The organism is Citrobacter sp. Cpo090 (genome assembly GCF_030332665.1).
GTDB classification, from domain to species: Bacteria; Pseudomonadota; Gammaproteobacteria; order Enterobacterales; family Enterobacteriaceae; genus Citrobacter; species Citrobacter portucalensis.
In genome coordinates, this window is record NZ_JAOWHK010000031.1 from 45,683 (window position 1) to 61,150 (window position 15,468).

Sequence of the window (15,468 nt, forward strand, 5' to 3'; positions counted from 1 at the left end):
CTGCCCCCACCAGGTCTGTTGTGAGGATTTAAAAATGCTCGTCTATTGGCTTGATATTGTCGGCACCGCGGTATTTGCAATCTCTGGCGTATTACTGGCCGGAAAATTACGTATGGATCCGTTTGGCGTCCTGGTACTCGGCGTGGTTACCGCCGTTGGCGGCGGTACGATCCGCGATATGGCGCTGGATAATGGACCGGTTTTTTGGGTTAAGGATCCAACCGATCTGGTGGTGGCGATGATCACCAGCATGCTGACGATCCTGTTGGTACGTCAACCAAGACGCATACCGAAATGGATTCTTCCGGTGCTGGATGCCGTTGGCCTGGCGGTGTTCGTGGGTATTGGCGTCAACAAGGCATTTCTCGCAGGAACAGGGCCGTTGGTGGCGATTTGTATGGGGGTGATTACCGGCGTTGGCGGTGGGATCATTCGCGATGTGTTAGCGCGTGAAGTCCCGATGATTTTGCGCACCGAGATCTACGCCACGGCGTGTATTATCGGCGGGATCGTGCATGCGACGGCGTTTTATACCTTTGATGTTTCACTGGAAAACGCCAGTATGATGGGGATGATTGTCACCCTGCTGATTCGGCTTGCCGCCATTCGCTGGCATCTGAAATTGCCGACGTTTGCACTGGATGATAACGGGCGTTGATATTGTTTTGCCCGATGGCGCTACGCTTATCGGGCCTGGAACATCTTTCCTGTAGGCCGGATAAGACACTAGCGTCACTATCCGGCATAACGAACAGCAATCAGATGCTGAAAGAAGAACCACACCCGCAGGTGCTTTTCGCATTCGGGTTAGTCACAACGAAGCGGGAACCTTCCAGACCTTCGGTATAGTCAACCGCGCCGCCCACCAGATATTGCAGACTCATCGGATCAACGACCAGACCAACACCTTGTTTCTCAATGGTCATATCACCTTCATTGACCTGATCATCAAAGGTGAAACCGTACTGGAAACCGCTGCAACCACCGCCAGTGATATACACGCGTAATTTCAGATTCGGGTTATCTTCGTCAGCGATCAGGCTTTTTACTTTATTGGCTGCTGCTTCAGTAAATTGCAGTGGCAGCGCTACGTCATCACTCATATTTTGCTCCAAACGACATCGGCAATTGGGTAAATTTCAACCCAATATTTTGGGCCATTATCTAATACCCTGGTATTTCGTTCAAGTATTCTCGCCAGCGGCAGTCCCCTGGCTTTTTGCCGCCTGCTCCGCTTCCTGTTTTGCCAGCGTACGAGCAAGGATAGTCGAGTATAGCGGCTTTCCGCCCATAAATTGGGCTAATAGTGTTGCGCCAAGACAGGTAATAATCATTGGCAAAATGAGCTGATAGTTATCGGTCATCTCCAGCACCAGCACAATACCCGTTAGCGGCGCACGTACCGAAGCCGCCAACAAAGCCCCCATTCCGGCGATGGCAAAGGTTCCGGCCTCCAGGTGATACTGCGGAAATGAGGCCGCTGCAGCCATACCGAACGCCGTACCCAGCAACGTGCCCAACGCCAGCATCGGAGCAAAGATCCCACCGGGCGCGCCGGATGAGAAGCACAGCAGCGAGGTGATCACCCTGGTGATAAATATAAACAGCAGCAGACCGACACTAAAATTGCCTGCTGCGGCAATCGGGATCAGGTTAAAACCACCGCCTGCCGCTTCCGGTTGAATTAATCCCAGGATCCCGCACAGGCCACCGATCGCGCCGCCCATCAGCACCCATTTTTTAATTTCACCACCGTGAAAGCGCTGGAACATATCCTGGGTACGCAACACCATAGTGTTGAACAAGGGCCCGACACAGCCAAAAATAAGTCCGAGCACAAGGTACAGCCACAGCGTATTCACCGGCGCATTAGACAGTTTCCCGACTTCAATTATCGGGGCTTCACCGTTGAAAATACGAAACACGATGCTCGACATAATAACGCCGGTAAACACGGCTTTGATCGACACGAGGTTATAGCGAAACTGCGGGCGCATCTCTTCAATAATGAACAGGATCCCCGCCAGCGGAGCGTTAAACGCCGCCGAAAGGCCCGCTGCCGCACCGGTAGCCAATAAGGTATGCCGCGCTTCGGCGCTACGCATGCGGAAAATATCCAGCACCATGCGCCCGAGGTTACCACCAATCTGCACGGTCGGACCTTCCCGCCCAAGCACCATGCCAGCACCCAGCGTGCCCATGCCGCCAATAAATTTCACCGGCAGGACACGCCACCAGCGCACAGGTCGCAGCTCTTCCAGCGCACCTTCAATCTCTGGGATCCCCGAACCACCAGCTTCCGGCGCAAACTTACGCACCAGGAAATAGCCGACCATCGCCAGCAACGCCGAAAGAATAAACGCCAACGGCCACAGCAGAATGGCATGGTCCGCAACCTGAGCCAGCGCGCCAATGCGCTGATTCTGCACCCAGGTCACCGCTTTCTCAAATGCCACGCCAACAAGCCCTGTCACTGTACCTACTACGGCAGCCATCAACAGGATCGCCAACGGCGTTTTGTCTCGTTCCAGGAGACGACGAATTTGATCCCTGCGGCGTAAACGCACAATTTGCTGTGCTTCAAAAGAGGGAGTGTCTGTCTTCATCAGATGATCATTAATTGGTAATACAAATACGGAATCGGCATTCTACTCGCACATTTCACGAAAATCCCCTGCAAATCGTATTGTTTCAAATGCGTAAAACTTTCATAACCTTCTCTGAATAACTAGAATAGCGGGCATTTACTTTTTCTACGAACCAGGACCCCATCCATGAGTAAGTCTGAAAATCTCTACAGCGCAGCACGCGAACTTATCCCAGGCGGCGTTAACTCCCCCGTTCGCGCCTTTACTGGCGTGGGTGGTACTCCGCTGTTTATCGAAAAAGCCGACGGCGCGTATCTGTACGATGTCGATGGTAAAGCCTATGTCGATTACGTCGGTTCCTGGGGACCGATGGTACTGGGTCACAACCACCCGGCAATCCGTAATGCGGTGATTGAAGCTGCGGAGCGCGGTTTAAGCTTCGGCGCACCGACCGAGATGGAAGTGAAAATGGCGGAGCTGGTCACTGAACTCGTGCCGACCATGGACATGGTGCGCATGGTGAACTCCGGTACGGAAGCGACAATGAGCGCAATCCGCCTGGCACGCGGTTTCACCGGTCGCGATAAAATCATCAAATTTGAAGGCTGCTACCACGGCCACGCCGATTGCCTGCTGGTTAAGGCCGGTTCCGGCGCATTAACGCTGGGCCAGCCGAACTCCCCAGGCGTTCCGGCCGATTTCGCGAAACACACCCTGACCTGCACCTATAACGATCTTGCTTCAGTACGTGCAGCATTTGAACAGTACCCGCAGGAGATCGCCTGCATCATCGTTGAGCCGGTCGCCGGCAACATGAACTGCATCCCGCCGCTGCCGGAATTCCTGCCGGGCCTGCGTGCGCTGTGCGATGAGTTTGGCGCACTATTGATCATTGATGAAGTAATGACCGGTTTCCGCGTGGCGTTGGCCGGAGCGCAGGATTATTACGGCGTCGTGCCGGATCTGACCTGCCTCGGTAAAATCATCGGTGGCGGAATGCCCGTTGGCGCATTCGGTGGCCGCCGCGATGTGATGGACGCGCTGGCGCCGACCGGTCCGGTTTACCAGGCGGGGACGCTTTCCGGTAACCCAATCGCGATGGCGGCAGGTTATGCCTGTCTGACCGAAGTAGCCCAACCGGGTATTCATGAAACGCTGAACGAACTGACGACGCGTCTGGCGGAAGGTCTGCTGGAAGCTGCTGAAGAAGCGAATATTCCGCTGGTGGTTAACCATGTGGGCGGGATGTTCGGGATTTTCTTCACCGATGCAGAAACCGTAACCTGCTATCAGGATGTGATGGCATGTGACGTTGAACGCTTCAAGCGTTTCTTCCACATGATGCTGGATGAAGGAATTTATCTGGCGCCGTCCGCGTTCGAAGCAGGCTTTATGTCCGTGGCGCACAGTGAAGAAGATATCAATAACACCATCGACGCCGCGCGCCGGGTGTTTGCGAAATTGTAAAAAAGAGAACGTGCAGAAATGTAGGCCGGGTAAGGCGAAGCCGCCACCCGGCTTTTTTTATTGCCGGATGTCGACGCAAAGCGTCTTATCCGGCCTACATGAAAGGGGTCAGCCTCAGCGGCTCTGCTTTCTCAGCAGATAGATAAAGTACGGCGCACCAATAAACGTCGACAATAACCCAGCGGGGATCTGATACGGAAACAGCACCATCCTGCCGCACCAGTCAGCAAAAACCAGCAACACGCCTCCCGCCAACGCCGAAATCAGCATATGCGGCATCGCCCGACGAAAACCCATCATACGGGCAATATGCGGCGCCATCAGTCCGACAAAGCTCAACGGTCCAATGGTCATGGTGGCTGTCGCCGTCAATCCTGCCGCCAGCAGCAGTAACCCCACGCGCGACGGCGTGATTGCCATGCCGACAGCCCGCGCCGTATCGCCGCCGAGCGGTAAAATTGTCAGCCAACGGCGGCACAGCGGCGTCAGCGCCAGTAGAATCACCATCACAATCCCGGTACGCAGTACCTGCTCTCCGCTCGCGTTATAGGTTGAACCGGAGATCCAGGTCAGCACGCCCGCCATGCGCGGATCGCCGCTGGCCTGCAGCATCATCAGCAGCATAGTAAACGCCGTACTGAGCGCCATCCCTGCCAGCAGCATGCGATGCGGCGAAAACCCACCGCGTCCGGCAGCAATCATAATGATAAGCAAGGTGACCGCAGCCCCAAGACTTCCGGCGGGCAGCAGCCAGCCAAAAGCATTTCCGGGGACCAGAAATAACATGAGCACCACGCCAAATGCCGCACCGGAGCTAATACCCAGCACTTCCGGGCTGGCCATCGGGTTGCCAGTCAGACGCTGAATAATACAGCCCGCTACCGCCAGCATCACCCCGGCAATCAGGGCCGCCAGAATGCGAGGCCAGCGCCAGGGCATCAGTTCATCCAGCATCGCGCCGCTGGCCCAAGTCCAGCCATGTGCATCGCGGCCAAACGACAGCGCCACCACCAGAGTCAACAACAAGATTGCACCACCTGCCAGCGCAAACATCAGCACATTCTGACGCTCAGCGGCGATGCGATTACTGGCATTCATATCCGGGGCGCTCATACTCCTTAAGCGCGGTAACAACCACAGCAGCAATGGCGCGCCAATCAGCGCCGTCACCGAACCGGTAGAGACTTCCATCCACACGCGGGTCAGCCACAGAATGATTTGGTCGGATAGCCAGAGGATCAACGCACCAATCAGCGGGGCCAGCACCAGACGTGCCAACAAGCGACGCGCACCGAGCATTTTCGCCAGCAGCGGTGCAAACAGGCCAATAAAGCCGATAATCCCTACCGCGTTAACCAGCAAGGCGCTGATAACAATGGCCAACGATAACGCCGCCAGACGTGCCAGCGACAGCGCCAGACCGAGGTTACGTGCCACGCCGTCATCCAGTCCCATCAGCGTCATTGGGCGTAATAACAACAGAGTCAGCATCACGCCGCCCAGCAGCTGCGGCCACAGACGTTGTACGCCGCTCCAGTCGGTTTGCGTTAGCGTGCCGCTGCTCCATAAAAACATGCTTTGCAGCTGATCGTGATGGAAGATAACCATCAACTGGTTAATCGCCCCGCAGTACAGGCTGACCACCAGCCCGGCAAGGATTAACGTCACCGGAGAAAGACGTTTGCCCCAGGCAACGCCAAACACCAGCGCCCCAACGACACATGCTCCCGCCAGCGCCGCAAATTGCGTGGTCAGCGCACCTGGAATAGCCCACAGCGTGGTAACCGTAATGCCCAACTGCGCCCCGGTCGCTACGCCCAGCGTGGTTGGCTCCGCCAGCGGGTTACGCAACACCTGCTGAAACAAGACGCCAACCAGGCCCAGCCCGGCGCCGACCAGCAGCGAAATCGCCAGCCTCGGCAACAGGCTATAGTGAAAAACCATCTGCTCAATGATGTCGATATCCGGTGACCAGATAGCCTGTTGCCACTGGCTGCGCGGTAGCGCAACGGAGAAGTTAACCCATGTCAGCCAGCAGGCAGCAACAAACAGAACAACCAGCAGAAGAGTTGGGAACAGCGCAATACGTTTACTCACGCTTTGCCTCCCAACGCATTATCCAGAATGCGGGCAAAATGCATCGCGGACAGCGTTGCGCCATAAAACCAAACGGCAGGAACACGTTGAAAACGTCCGCTACGGACAAACGGCATCGCCTGCCATAATGGCGTAGACATCAGCGCAGCCATCTCTTTATCGTTGCCGTGATCAAAGCACAGCACATCGACATCCTTATAAGCAGCCAGACGATCAATACTCACGGCAGTGCTGCCCCAAAAGTTGGTTTCTCCCTGCCAGGCGTTGGGGATCCCATAATCGTCCAGTACGTCCTGGAACAGGCTGTTTGGGCCAAACACCAGCATATGTCGCGAATCAAGCAGGGAAGTAAGAAGTACAGGGCGCGCGCCGCGTTGAATGAAGCGCGGTTTCAGGCTGGCGATAAAACGATCATACTCGGCAAGATGGCGTTCAGCAGAGGCTTGCAAATTGAACAATTGCGCCATTTCCTGCAGCGATTGTCGCGCAACCGCCAGCGGCTTTTTGCCGTCGCTGAAATTAAATCCCCGACCAGGCGCAATCCGCGCCAGCTTTTCAGGTGAAGGACCATATCCTGCCGACCAGAGCAGAAACGAGGGTTTCATTTCGGTCAGCAGTTCGAGATTAGGCTCAGTGCGTAGCCCGACGTCAATTACCGAGTCCGGCAGCGGGGGCTCACTGACCCACAGCTTGTAGTTAGGGATATCTGCGATGCCGTACGGCGTAATCCCCAGCGCCAGCAACAGCTCAACCGGCAGCCATTCCAGCGCCACAATACGCTGCGGATCAACCGCCGCGGCGTGCGCCGTATTCATCCGCCACAGCAGAGGCGACAGCGCCATCGCCGTAAGCAATCGCCGACGGGTAATATGATGTAATCCGATCATTAATAGACAAAACTCACGGGTGCGGCACCGGCCGGATGCGGCAAAATGCCCATCGGGATACCGTAAATTTGTTCCAGAGTTTCACTGCGCATCAGTTCAGCTGGCGTTCCTTGAGAAATCATCTCACCACCGCGCAGCGCAACGAGGTAATCGCAGTAGCGGGCCGCCATGTTGATATCGTGTAGCACCGCAACCACCGTCAGCCCGCGCTGCTGGCTTAAGCGGTGCACCAGCGCCAGCACGTCAACCTGATGGGCGATATCCAGCGCGGAAGTCGGTTCATCAAGCAGCAGGCAGCGGCTGTCCTGTGCCACCAGCATGGCAATCCACGCGCGCTGGCGTTCACCACCGGACAGGCTATCGACCAGACGATGCGCCAGCGGTTTTAAACCGACCAGCGAAATCGCTTCTTCCACTTTCTCTCTGTCGGCTACGCCAAAACGCCCCAGCGCCCCGTGCCACGGATAACGACCAATCGCCACCAGTTCACGCACCGTCATCCCCTCCGCCTGCGGCAACTGCTGCGGCAGATAGGCGACCTTGCGGGCAAACGCTTTGCTGCTCCAGCTCTCCAGCGGCTGTTCATCGAGCAGGATTTCACCTTCTGATGGCGGCTGATGACGTCCCAGCATTTTCAATAACGTCGATTTACCGGAACCGTTGTGGCCGATAAGACCAGTCACTTTTCCCACAGGAAAAGTTAATGAGAGAGGATGCAATAGCGTGCGGCCAGGCACACGAAAGGAGACATTACGCAACGCAAAAGTGGTGTCGGGATGGGATCTGTTTTCCTGCATAGCAGCCAACTTGTAAAACGGGCACGCAAAGCGTGCCCAAAGAGAAATTAGAAACGGAAGGTTGCAGTTGCAACGACCTGACGTTCTGCGCCCCAGAAGCAGCCATAAGTATCGAAGCAGCTGGCAACATATTCACGGTCAAACAGGTTTGTAACGTTAACGGCAACACTAGAACCTGCCATACCCAGGCGCGCGAGATCGTATTTAACGACTGCATCCATCACGGTTGAGCTACCCACTTTGAAGGTGTTCTTCGGATCGCCATAGCTAGAGCCAACATAACGACCGCCTGTGCCCAACGTTAACCCTGACAGCGGGCCTTCGTAGAAGGTATAATCCCCCCACAGAGAAGCCATGTTTTTTGGTACTTGCACAGGTGTTTTACCTTTAAGCGTCGTGTCTTCTGTATATTCCGCATCGGTATACGTATAAGACGCTGTCAGGTTAATGTTCGCATTCACTGCGGCTTTTGCTTCTAATTCAACGCCACGAGAACGGATTTCACCCGCCGGAACCTGCGCATACGGATTAAGCGGGTCGGTAGTCAGGTTATTCGTTTTCGTCAGCTCATATACCGCTGCAGTAACAACAACGGGCAGATCTTTTGGAACATATTTTACGCCAGCTTCATATTGCTTACCTTTTGACGGTGCATAAGCAACGTTGTCGGCAGGTGTTGCTGCCCATGCTTTAGAAGGATTCGGCTCGAACGATTCGCTGTAGCTAAAGTATGGCGTAATACCATTGTCAAAGAGATAGTTTATCCCACCGCGCCAGGTGAACTGCTCATCGTTACGTTCAACTTTCTGATTACTGGAACGAATAGTTGTTGCCTGCTGAGACCAGTCATAGCGGCCTCCCAGCGTTGCAACCCATTTATTCCATTCCAGTTGGTCCTGTACATACACACCAGTTTGGTGCTGCGTGTTAAGCTGGAACGGTTTCGCGTCAGGGAAATCAACATCTTCATACACCGGATTATTCATATCTAAAGGCGGTGCACTACCGTAGGCGTTATCGATATCGTTTCGCAGACGTGAATAGTCAACACCGGTAAGCAGAGTGTGCTCAACATCTCCCGTTGCAAACTTACTTTCCAATTGAGTATCTACGCCAAAATCATTATAGCGTTCATCGGCGACGATAATCTGACGGGTCAATTGATTCCCCACTGCGCCGAAGCCGTACACACTCTGTTGAGATGTTTTGATTTGGCTATAACGCAAATTTTGTCGCACAGTGAAGGTGTCATCAAAACTGTGTTCAAAGCTGTAACCAACCATCCGCTCATAACGCGAATAGGTATTATTCGGCGCATAATCCGTAAAGCTCACAGGTAAACGGGAACCATCAGGTAATGGCTCAACCGTACCTTCTTTCGGCAGCCAGCCGTAATAACCTGTTGAAGGCTCATTCTGAATGTTTGCTCGCAGAGTCAGGTTGGTTCGGTCATCAGGCTTCCAGCTAAACACGGGAGCAATGGCATAACGCTTCTGCTTCGCAAAATCTTGTTGTTCGTCATTAGAACGTGCCAACCCTGTCAGGCGGTATGAGTACACGCCGTCGTCATCCAGGGAATCGCTGAAATCAAAACCGGTTTGGAACAGATTATCCGAACCCATTTTGAATTGAATTTCTTTTAACGGCTCTGATGTCGGGCTTTTGCTAACCATGGAGATCAAGCCACCCGGATTACTTTTCCCGTAAAGAACAGATGTTGGCCCGCGCATAAGCTCGACGCGTTCAAGCATGTAAGGATCAACAACGGCAGAGCTGTAGTAATCCCCCTGTAACTTGACGCCATCAAGGTAATTGTTTGGTGTTGGGCCTGGCGTGTAGAAGCCACGAATAATAACGAAATCATAAGTGCTGGAAGCGCCACGCGTAGAAACGGCAGCACCAGGGGTATAGGCTAAAGCCTCTTTTACCGACCCAGGTTGATGCATATCCATCTCTTCACGCGTCACAACCGAAACAGACTGTGGGGTCTTTTCGATAGGCGTATCAGTCTTTGTGGCAGTGGCGGAACGTTTCGCGGCAATCGTCGGCGAAGGCCCCCATGCGCTTTCCTGCGGAGCAGGTGCAGCAGTTACGGTGATGGTTTCTTCTTTCGGGTCAACCGCCGCCTGTGCATAGACAGACATGCCGCTAACCGCTGTGGCTACCACTACTGCGATTTTACGCAGCGATGAACTTGGCTGAGCAGTTTTAAGACGCGCCATTGGTATTTCTCTGATGAAAGTGAATGATAACGTAAACGAGAATTATTATTATAACGGCAGCATAATATTCGAAACTCTGGCGAGATAGCAAGCAATACGCGTCCCTACTAAAACTGAGGGGTTAAGAAATAACCAGATGAAAAGAAAGGGTTAATAAATTAGGCTAAAATGTTTTAACGAAGAACGTACCGGATGGCTGCCTTAATTCCGTAGGCCTGATAAGCGCAGCACCATCAGGCAAGGCAAACTAAAACCATATAGCGCAAAAAAGAAAAACCCGCCGAAGCGGGTTTTTAGGCTGGCGTTAGTTACCGCCAAACATCTCTTTAATCCAACCAGCTACCCCGTCACCGTCCTTCTTCTCCTGCTGCGCTGGTTGCTGCTGTTGAGGCTGCTGTTGCTGCGGCTGTTGTGAAGATTGATCGAACGGATTACCCGACTGCTGCAACATCTCACCTTGTTGGCACAGTGAATCCGGATCGGTGGTCCATACCGGAAGCGTGCGCATACCCCCGCTGCAAACGAAGTTACCGTCGTAGTCTACGCCCATATCCACCACATCCTCCGGTGGCGTCAGCACCAGCGGTGTTGGCGTCTGGTTGGCCAGATAACGCTGGTAAATCGACATCGCGCCGCTGGCACCGTACAGCTTGGTTGGCTGGTTGTTATCGCGGCCCACCCAGGTGATGGTCACCTGGCTGCCGTCGATCCCGGCAAACCAGGTATCCACGTTGTTGTTGGTGGTCCCGGTTTTCCCTGCCAGATGCAAGCCAGGATATTTCGCACCAAGCTGACGACCCGTACCACGCTGAACCACCTGCTGCATGGTCCACAGCGTCATATACGCCGCCTGCGCCGGAACAGCGCGCTCAGCCTGCGGGAAGCTCTGGTACAGCACGGTACCATCTTCGGCAATCACCGAACGCAGCGCCGACAGCGGCGCACGGTTCCCGCCGCTGGCGATTGTCTGAAATGCCTGTGCTACTTCGATTGGCGTCAGGTTCAACGCCCCCAGCAGCATGGCCGGAACCGGGTTAAGCTGATCTTTTGGTGCGCCCAGCTTCAACCAGGTATCGGTTACCGCAGGCAGGCCCAGCGCCATCCCCAGATTTACCGTTGGCACGTTCATTGAACGCGTTAACGCATCCACCAGCATCACTTTCCCGCTTTCGCTATAGCGACGGTCATCGTTCTGCGGCGACCACACCTGGCCGTTCGGCTGACGCAGTGCAATTGGGGCGTCGGCAATCCAGGTATTGAGGCGGTACAGTTTCGGCTGGCTGAGCGCGGTCAGATAGGTCGCAGGCTTGGCCAAAGAACCAATTGAACGACGCGCCTGCATCGCACGGTTATAGCCCGCAAACTGCGGTTCGGCTCCCCCGACCATGGCGCGAACTTCACCACTAAAGCGGTCAACGACCACAATTGCCGTTTCCAGATCGCTCAGCTTACGCTGTTTCTTCAGCACCGGAATGCCTTCCACCGCCGCTTTTTCTGCAGCGTCCTGCGCCACGGAATCAAAGGTGGTGAAAATCTTCACGCCAGAGAGATCTTTAACTTTATCGCCCAGCTTCGCCTGAAGCTCCTGACGCACCATCTGCATAAAGGCTGGCTGCGGGGAGATCACTCCACCACGCGGCTGTACGCCTAACGGACGCGCGCTCAGCATGTCATACAGATCCTGGTCGATAATCTGCTGCTGTTGCAGAAGGCGCAGAACCAGATTACGACGCTCCAGCGCCAGTTTCGGGTTACGCCACGGGTTGTAGATCGACGCCCCTTTAACCATCCCCACCAGCAGCGCCTGCTGGTCGAGGCTCAGCTCTTCTACCGGACGGCCGAAATAATAGAGGCTCGCCAGCGGGAAACCGCGAATCTCGTTATCGCCGCTTTGGCCGAGATAAACTTCGTTCATGTACAGCTCAAGAATGCGGTCTTTGCTGTAACGCGCATCCATGATCAGCGCCATATAGGCTTCGTTGGCCTTACGCCAGTAGGAACGCTCGCTGGACAGGAACAGGTTTTTCACCAGCTGCTGAGTCAGCGTACTGGCCCCCTGAACTGTACGACCAGCCGTCAGGTTCGCCAGTACCGCACGGCCAATGGAATAGAGGCTGATACCGTCATGCTCATAGAAGTGACGGTCTTCGGTCGCCAGCAGCGTGTCCACCAGCAGATCCGGGAAGCCGCTACGCGGAACAAACAGGCGCTGCTCACCGTTAGGTGAAGAGAGCATGGTGATCAAACGCGGATCGAGACGGAAGAAACCGAACTGGCGGTTGTTATCCATATTCTCGATGGTGTCCAGATGATCGCCGTCAAAGGTCAGACGCGCGCGCACCTGCCCTTCTTTGCTATCCGGGAAGTCAAACGGACGACGAATCATCTCGATGCTCTTCGCCTGCACGGTAAATTCGCCCGGACGCGTCATCTTCGTCACCTGCCGGTACTGCGTGGCCTCCAGCAGCTTCACCATCTCGTTCTTGCCGATAGGCATTTCTGGCTCAAGGTTAACCATACGGCCATATACCGCCGCAGGAAGCTGCCAGACTTTGCCATCAATACGGCTACGGATTTTTTGGTCCAGATAAACACCATAAATGGCGATCAGCACCAAAAAGACAATCGACAGTTTTACCAGCAGCCAGAACCAGCCGCGCTTACCACGAGGCTTACGCCCTTTGCCTTTACCCTTACGCGGCATCGGTTCTTCATCCTCATAGTCATCATCATCATAATCGTCGTCATACTCTTCATCTCTGAGTTGACGACGGCTCACCTTTTGTTTCACCGGACGCGAGGGTTTTCCTTTACGTCCAATTGGCTCGCGGTCATTCCCCGCCATGCTTTTTCTCCGCAACATTCAGGCGCAAGGGCCCGATTCTCTGTTCTTCCGTCCTGCGACAGAAGAAGAAATCTCTCAATTATTACCGCTCTTTCGCCGGATGCGGCATAACGCCTTATTCGGCCTACCGTTTCATTACGAATACTTTTTGGTGCGCCGCGTTGGCGCGGTATTCGCCGGATCGTCCGGCCAGACATGTTTGGGATAACGTCCTTTCATCTCTTTTTGCACCTCGCGGTACGATCCCTGCCAGAACGCGCTCAGATCGCTCGTCACCTGTAGCGGTCTTTGGGCCGGAGACAGCAGCTCCAGCACCAGCGGCACGCGCCCCTGGGCAATGGTTGGGGTCTTTGCTTCACCAAACATTTCCTGCATTCTAACTGCCAATACCGGAGGATTATCCTCATGATAGCGAATGGCAATCCGGCTTCCCGTCGGCACAGTGTAATGCGCTGGCAGTTCACTATCCAGACGTTGCAGCATTGACCAGTCCAGCAAACCGCGCAACGCCTGAGCCACATTTAGCGCTTTTAATGCACGTAAAGAGTGTACACCGCTCATGTGCGGCAGCAGCCAGCTCTCCAGCGTCGCCAGCAGAGACTCCTCATCTACCGCGGGCCAGTCGTATTCTGGCAACCAGTTTGCCGCACATTGCAGACGCAGTCGAAACTGCTCGGCTTCCGGCGTCCAGTTGAGCACACTTAGCCCTTTATCGCGAATGCCGTTCAACATCGCCTGATGCAACTCCTCTTCCGAGGGTTTGGCCAGCGGCTGTACTTTTACCGTGAGCTGACCAATGCGCGACCGACGCCATGCTTTTAATGTTCCCTGGGTTTCATCCCATTCGATGGTGTCGGACTGTTGCAACAGTTCAGGACATGCCTGCATCAGCGCCTCAATATCCAGCGGCAGAGCCAGCAAAATACGCGCGTCTGGCGCAGCGCTGCCCTGCAACAGCAGCGGCGCTATCAGCCATTCATGGCGTCCTGAAGCGTCATCAGCATCCAGCATTGCGCCCATACCATTCGCCAGTTGATAGCGCCCTTCCTGCCCGCGTCGACGCGCGATCCGATCGGCAAACGCCCGCGCCAGCAACGAGGGGAGTAGCGTGCTGTCCGGCTGTCCGCTGCGAACGTTAAGCCGCTTCAGCAACTGTTGACTGCGCTGCTGCCAGGCTGGCTGATTTCGTGAAAACGCTACAGCCAGATCGGTACTGCCACCGCGCGGCGGCTCTTCCAGAATTGCAGCCAGTTTTGCCGCCGTTGCCGCTTCATTCTCATTTGTGGCGCTAACCAGCATAGCCGCTAAACGGGGATCGTTACCCAACGCCGCCATTTTCTGCCCCGTGGCGCTAAGCCTGTCGCCTTCAAGCGCGCCCAGCATCTGCAACAGCCGTTTTGCCGCCTGCAAATTGACGGCAGGCGGTGTATCCAGCCAATTCAGTTGCTCAGGATCGGTACATCCCCATTGCAGCAATTCCATCAACAGTCCGGACAGGTCGCTCTGTAATATCTCAGCTTCTCCCTGTGCCGCCGCCCTTTCCGCCTGCTCTTTGGCAAGCAGATGCAAACAAATACCGGGTTCCAGACGCCCTGCGCGCCCCGCGCGCTGAGTCATCGAAGCCTGGCTGATGCGCTGGGTAATCAGTCGTGTCAAACCGGTACGCGCGTCATAGCGCGCCACGCGCTCCTGGGCGCAGTCCACCACCAGCCGGATGCCTTCAATCGTTAAGCTGGTTTCGGCAATATTAGTCGCCAGCACCACTTTGCGTTTGCCTTGTGGCGCGGGCACAATCGCCTGACGCTGCTCGGAAAGCGTTAATGCGCCATACAGTGGACACAGCACAACATCGCTGCCCACGCGCGTAGCCAACTGCTCCTGTACGCGCAGGATTTCGCCCACACCCGGTAAAAACAGCAGCAGCGACCCGCTTTCATGGCGCAATAGCTCCGCCGTGGCTATCGCCACCGCTTCATCAAAACGCAGATGCGCCGCCAACGGCTGATACCGTCGCTCAACGGGAAATGCGCGGCCTTGCGAGACAATCGTCGGCGCATCGGGCAACATCTGCTGCAAACGCCCGTTATCCAGAGTGGCGGACATGATCAACAGTTTCAGATCGTCACGCAGCCCTTGCTGCACATCCAGCAACAGCGCCAGCGCCAGGTCGGCCTGTAAACTCCGTTCGTGAAATTCATCGAGGATCACTAACCCGACGCCCGTCAGTTCGGGATCGCGTTGGATCATCCGCGTCAGGACGCCTTCTGTTACCACCTCCAGCCGGGTCTGCGGCCCTACGCAGCTTTGCGCGCGCATGCGATAACCCACGGTCTCGCCAGGTTTTTCATTCAGCAATTCCGCTAACCGCTGCGCCACGTTACGCGCTGCCAGGCGACGCGGCTCCAGCAAAATAATCCGTCCCTTGATACCGCGATGCTCAAGAAGTCGTAACGGCAGCCAGGTCGATTTCCCGGCACCGGTCGGCGCCGTCAGCAAAACCTGCGACGAGGTATCAAGAGCGGTAAGCAGTTCAGGCACTACGGCGGCAACGGGCAACGACGTCAC

Annotated in this window: 11 protein-coding genes; 2 read left to right on the forward strand and 9 right to left on the reverse strand. The window is 55.3% G+C overall.

Features of this window, described 5'->3' with window-relative positions:
• Positions 1 to 34: 34 nt before the first annotated feature.
• A complete protein-coding gene (locus tag OGY83_RS15230; RefSeq protein WP_003829199.1) occupies positions 35 to 658 on the forward strand; it encodes a TRIC cation channel family protein in 624 nt (207 codons plus the stop codon).
• A gap of 100 nt (positions 659 to 758) precedes the next feature.
• Here the strand turns inward: OGY83_RS15230 and erpA are convergent, their stop codons facing one another.
• From erpA to clcA, 3 genes are read right to left on the reverse strand one after another with little or no spacing between them, the layout of a single operon-like run.
• Positions 759 to 1,103 carry an iron-sulfur cluster insertion protein ErpA gene (erpA, locus tag OGY83_RS15235; RefSeq protein ID WP_008786260.1) on the reverse strand — a complete coding sequence of 115 codons (345 nt, stop codon included), beginning with the start codon at positions 1,101 to 1,103 and terminating at the stop codon, positions 759 to 761.
• The gene (yadW, locus tag OGY83_RS15240) at positions 1,096 to 1,161 is read right to left on the reverse strand and encodes a small protein YadW (protein WP_122973801.1); all 66 of its coding nucleotides are present in this window, start codon (positions 1,159 to 1,161) and stop codon (positions 1,096 to 1,098) included. The genes erpA and yadW overlap by 8 nt, the downstream gene beginning before the upstream one ends.
• Before the next feature lie 23 nt (positions 1,162 to 1,184).
• Positions 1,185 to 2,606, reverse strand: coding sequence for a H(+)/Cl(-) exchange transporter ClcA (gene clcA, locus OGY83_RS15245; RefSeq protein WP_286636229.1), 1,422 nt, complete (start codon positions 2,604 to 2,606; stop codon positions 1,185 to 1,187).
• Positions 2,607 to 2,774: 168 nt separating this feature from the next.
• Between clcA and hemL the strand changes: the two genes are divergently transcribed.
• A complete protein-coding gene (gene hemL / locus OGY83_RS15250) occupies positions 2,775 to 4,055 on the forward strand; it encodes a glutamate-1-semialdehyde 2,1-aminomutase (RefSeq protein ID WP_003837523.1) in 1,281 nt (426 codons plus the stop codon).
• 114 nt (positions 4,056 to 4,169) lie between these two features.
• On the opposite strand, the gene fhuB is transcribed toward hemL, so the two are convergent.
• From fhuB to hrpB, 6 genes are all read right to left on the reverse strand, one after another.
• Positions 4,170 to 6,152 (reverse strand): Fe(3+)-hydroxamate ABC transporter permease FhuB, encoded by a 1,983-nt coding sequence (gene fhuB, locus OGY83_RS15255; protein ID WP_194211817.1) that lies wholly within the window; start codon positions 6,150 to 6,152, stop codon positions 4,170 to 4,172.
• Complete coding sequence (fhuD, locus tag OGY83_RS15260; RefSeq protein WP_194211815.1) at positions 6,149 to 7,039, reverse strand: Fe(3+)-hydroxamate ABC transporter substrate-binding protein FhuD; 891 nt, start codon at positions 7,037 to 7,039, stop codon at positions 6,149 to 6,151. Before fhuD ends, fhuB begins: the two co-directional genes overlap by 4 nt.
• Positions 7,039 to 7,836: a Fe3+-hydroxamate ABC transporter ATP-binding protein FhuC gene (gene fhuC / locus OGY83_RS15265; protein WP_003829206.1), complete on the reverse strand. Its 798-nt coding sequence runs from the start codon at positions 7,834 to 7,836 to the stop codon at positions 7,039 to 7,041. The genes fhuD and fhuC overlap by 1 nt, the downstream gene beginning before the upstream one ends.
• Before the next feature lie 47 nt (positions 7,837 to 7,883).
• Positions 7,884 to 10,058 (reverse strand): ferrichrome porin FhuA, encoded by a 2,175-nt coding sequence (gene fhuA, locus OGY83_RS15270; protein WP_286636231.1) that lies wholly within the window; start codon positions 10,056 to 10,058, stop codon positions 7,884 to 7,886.
• Between the two features lie 304 nt (positions 10,059 to 10,362).
• Positions 10,363 to 12,903, reverse strand: coding sequence for a bifunctional glycosyl transferase/transpeptidase (mrcB, locus tag OGY83_RS15275; RefSeq protein ID WP_079937048.1), 2,541 nt, complete (start codon positions 12,901 to 12,903; stop codon positions 10,363 to 10,365).
• Between the two features lie 135 nt (positions 12,904 to 13,038).
• Positions 13,039 to 15,468: an ATP-dependent helicase HrpB gene (gene hrpB, locus OGY83_RS15280; protein WP_286636232.1), complete on the reverse strand. Its 2,430-nt coding sequence runs from the start codon at positions 15,466 to 15,468 to the stop codon at positions 13,039 to 13,041.